The organism is Streptomyces sp. OfavH-34-F (assembly GCF_022347745.1).
Taxonomy (GTDB): Bacteria; Actinomycetota; Actinomycetes; order Streptomycetales; family Streptomycetaceae; genus Streptomyces.
This window is the reverse complement of record NZ_JAKRGC010000463.1, coordinates 1-3,723: the sequence shown is the minus strand read 5'-3', so window position 1 is coordinate 3,723 and position 3,723 is coordinate 1. Positions and strand designations below refer to the sequence as shown.

The window sequence follows — 3,723 nt, the reverse complement described above, 5'->3', positions numbered from 1 at the left end:
CCTGCGCGGTCCCGGGGTCCGGGGCCGCCTCCCCGGCCGCGTCGGCGGCGGGGTCGTTCTCGCCGGCCGGGGCCGGCACCCGGGCCTCGGCGGCGTTCGCCTTGCGCCTCCGTTCAGCGGGCGACGAGGCCTGCAGCCCCATCCCCCCGGTCGTACGGAACAGTTCGTCGGCTCCGGGCAGACTCACTCGGCGTGACACCGGGCGAGCACCTCCCTGGCGAGCTGGCGATAGGCGGCGGCACCGACCGAGTTGGAGGCGTACGTGGTGATGGGCTCACCGGCGACCGTGGTCTCCGGGAAGCGGACCGTGCGCCCGATGACCGTGTGGTAAACGTGGTCGTCGAAGGCCTCGACGACGCGCGCCAGGACCTCGCGGCTGTGCACCGTGCGGGAGTCGTACATGGTGGCGAGGATGCCGTCGAGCTCCAGCTCGGGGTTGAGCCGCTCCTGGACCTTCTCGATGGTCTCGGTGAGCAGCGCGACCCCGCGCAGCGCGAAGAACTCGCACTCGAGCGGCACTATGACCTTGTGCGCGGCGGTGAGCGCGTTCACCGTGAGCAGGCCGAGCGAGGGCTGACAGTCGATCACGATGTAGTCGTAGTCGGCCATCAGCGGCTTGAGGGCGCGCTGGAGCGTGGACTCGCGGGCCACCTCGCTGACGAGCTGCACCTCGGCGGCGGACAGGTCGATGTTGCTGGGGAGCAGGTCCATGTTGGGGACCGCGGTCTTGAGCAGGACCTCGTCGGCCGCCATGCCCCGCTCCATGAGCAGGTTGTAGACGGTCAGGTCCAGCTCCATCGGGTTGACCCCGAGGCCGACCGAGAGGGCCCCCTGCGGGTCGAAGTCGACGAGCAGGACACGGCGTCCGTACTCCGCGAGTGCCGCGCCCAGGTTGATGGTCGACGTCGTCTTGCCGACGCCGCCCTTCTGGTTGCACATCGCGATGATCTTCGCGGGGCCGTGATCGGTCAGCGGGCCCGGGATCGGGAAGTAGGGCAGGGGGCGGCCGGTCGGGCCGATCCGCTCGCGGCGCTGGCGGGCCGCGTCCGGCGCGAGCGTGGCCGCGTATTCCGGATCGGGCTCGTACTCGGCGTCGGGGTCGTAGAAGTGCCCCTGGGGCGTCTCGTCGAAGTCGGCGAGGGGGGCGGTGTCCCGGCCACTCTCGTTGCCGGCCATGGCGTTCACGTGTAGGCCGTCCATCATCTGGGGGACTGTCGTCATGTGCTGGTGGGTGGCGAAGGTGCGGACAGCGGCGGAGCCGACAGCCTCCGGCCCGTGCGGGCTCCGGCCCCGTGCGGGCGTCCCTGGTCGAACACCTCCGGGAGTAATTGTCGACTCATTCACAAGTCGTCTTACCTCCTTGGATGTGACCAGGACACTTATCGATAGGTCAGCGTGGCACCATGCCGACGTTTGGCGACTCTATGGCGTGTCCCCTGTCCGCAGCAACACAATCCGCCGGACCCGGCCCGTTGTGTCGGCAATCGAACGCCCCGCTGTCAAGGGCGCGCCACCCCCGGTGCACACTTTTCCCGAGTGTACGAAACGGTTGATTGGTTACGTTCACGGCGAGTTGCTCGGGGGCGCGCGGGGTCCGGGCATGCCTCCGGCCGGACCTCGACGACAAGGTCCGGCCGGACACGTGGAGTTGACGAATGCGGTTGACCGTCAGCCGAGGAGCGCGCTCAGTTCGACGTGGTCGAGGCCGTGCGCCTCCGCGACCTCGCGGTAAACCACCTGACCGTCATGGGTGTTGAGTCCCTTGGCGAGGGCGGCGTCGCGGCGCAGCGCCTCCTGCCAGCCCCGGTTGGCCAGTTCCACGATGTACGGCAGCGTGGCGTTGGTGAGGGCGTACGTCGAGGTGTTGGGCACCGCGCCGGGCATGTTGGCGACGCAGTAGAAGACCGAGTTGTGCACCGTGAAGGTGGGCTCGGCGTGGGTCGTGGCGTGCGAGTCCTCGAAGCAGCCGCCCTGGTCGATCGCAATGTCGACAAGTACACTTCCGGGCTTCATCTTGGCGACCAGCTCGTTGGTGACCAGCTTCGGCGCCTTGGCCCCGGGGATCAGCACGGCACCGATGACGAGGTCGGCCTCGACGACGGCCTTCTCCAGCTCGAAGGCGTTGGAGACGACCGTCTGCACCCTGGTGCCGAAGATCTTGTCCGCCTCGCGGAGCTTGTTGATGTCCTTGTCGAGCAGCGTGACGTGGAAGCCGAGGCCCACGGCGATCTGGGTGGCGTTCCAGCCGGAGACGCCGCCGCCGATGACGACGGCCCGGCCGGCCGCCGTACCGGGCACGCCGCCCGGCAGTACGCCCCGGCCACCGGCCGAGCGCATCAGGTGGTACGCGCCGACCTGCGGGGCCAGCCGGCCCGCGACCTCGGACATCGGGGCGAGCAGCGGCAGCGCGCGGTTCGCGGTCTCGACGGTCTCGTAGGCGATGGCGGTGGTGCCCGACTCCAGCAGGGCGTCGGTGCACGCGCGGGAGGCGGCGAGGTGCAGGTAGGTGAAGAGGGTCTGGCCCTTGCGCAGGCGGTGGTACTCCTCGGCGACCGGCTCCTTGACCTTGAGCAGCAGGTCGGCGGTGGCCCAGACCTCGTCGGCGGTGTCCAGGACGGCCGCCCCCGCCGCGATGTACTCCTCGTCGGTGATGGAGGAGCCCGCGCCGGCACTCCGCTCGACGACGACCTGGTGGCCGTGACGGACGAGCTCGTGCACACCGGCAGGCGTGATGGCCACCCGGAACTCGTTGTTCTTGACTTCGCGGGGGATGCCGACCTTCATGTCGATCACGGTCCTTGGCTCAGAGGATAATCCGGGCACAGCGCTGCAAAAGGGGTAGATGCATCGCATGTGAAGGCACCGCGAACGGGCGCGGTACGGCCAGTCTAATGAAGGACTTCTCGCTGTCTAGCCTTGCAAAGCATTATTTTTCCCGCGAAGCACTGCGGGTTTCTTAGGCCGTACCCGTTCCGCCCAGCAATCGCTCGGCCGTGCCCCGGTGCAGCCCGGCCGCCGCCGGATCGCCGAGGCGGTCCAGGGTGTCGGCGAGCCGGAGCTCCAGGGCCGCCTGCAGCCGCACGTCCCCGGCCCGCCGCGCCCACTCCACCGCCTCCCGGCAGGTGCGCAGCGACTCCTGCGGCCGGCCCGCGTACTCCTGGACGCGGGCGGTCTCGCTGAGGGCCCGCGCCTGGGCCGGCAGATCGCCGAGCCTGCGGTGGCCGGCCGCGGCGGCCCGCCAGTTGCGCAGCGCCTCCCCGTACCGCCCGGCGTAGGTGTGCACGGTGCCGAGCCGTCCGTAGAGGCGCGCCGCCTCGGCCGCCTCGCCCTGGGTGAGCCGCTGGGCGAGCGCCCGCCCGTACCAGTCGGAGGCCCGGTGGTAGTCGCCCAGCTCCGCGTAGGCGCCGCCGACGGACTCCATGGCCCGCCCGGTGGCGTACGGGTCCTTCGCGGCCCGCCCGGCGTCCAGCGCGGCCCGGTAGCGGACCAGCGCCTCCTTCGTCCGGCCGGTCCCGGCGTCCAGGTCGGCGAGGTTGAGCAGGGCCGCCGCCCGCTCCCGGGGCAGGTCGCGGCGCTCCGCGACGGCCAGCACCAGGCCGTGCAGGGCGTACAGGTCGGGCGCCGCGGCCTCGGTGCCCTCGTGCGCGGCCAGGGCCCGTACCAGCGCCGCGACCAGTCTGCGGGCCAGGGTGTCCAGCTCGCCGTCCTCCACGGCGGCGCGGG

The 3,723-nt window shown here is 71.0% G+C and carries 3 protein-coding genes and 1 pseudogene; all 4 read right to left on the bottom strand.

All coding sequences use genetic code 11. The features are described from left to right. A pseudogene (locus tag MHW47_RS36030) lies at positions 1–187 on the bottom strand (hypothetical protein); the annotation flags it as partial. After that, positions 184–1,344, bottom strand: coding sequence for a ParA family protein (locus MHW47_RS33325; RefSeq protein ID WP_374230189.1), 1,161 nt, complete (start codon positions 1,342–1,344; stop codon positions 184–186). The pseudogene MHW47_RS36030 and the gene MHW47_RS33325, both read right to left, overlap by 4 nt. Positions 1,345–1,668: 324 nt before the next feature. Next, positions 1,669–2,784: an alanine dehydrogenase gene (gene ald, locus MHW47_RS33320; RefSeq protein WP_239227585.1), complete on the bottom strand. Its 1,116-nt coding sequence runs from the start codon at positions 2,782–2,784 to the stop codon at positions 1,669–1,671. A 172-nt stretch (positions 2,785–2,956) separates the two neighbouring features. Further along, positions 2,957–3,723, bottom strand: a 767-nt coding sequence (locus MHW47_RS33315; RefSeq protein ID WP_239227584.1) for a tetratricopeptide repeat protein, incomplete at its 5' end; no start/stop codon positions are given.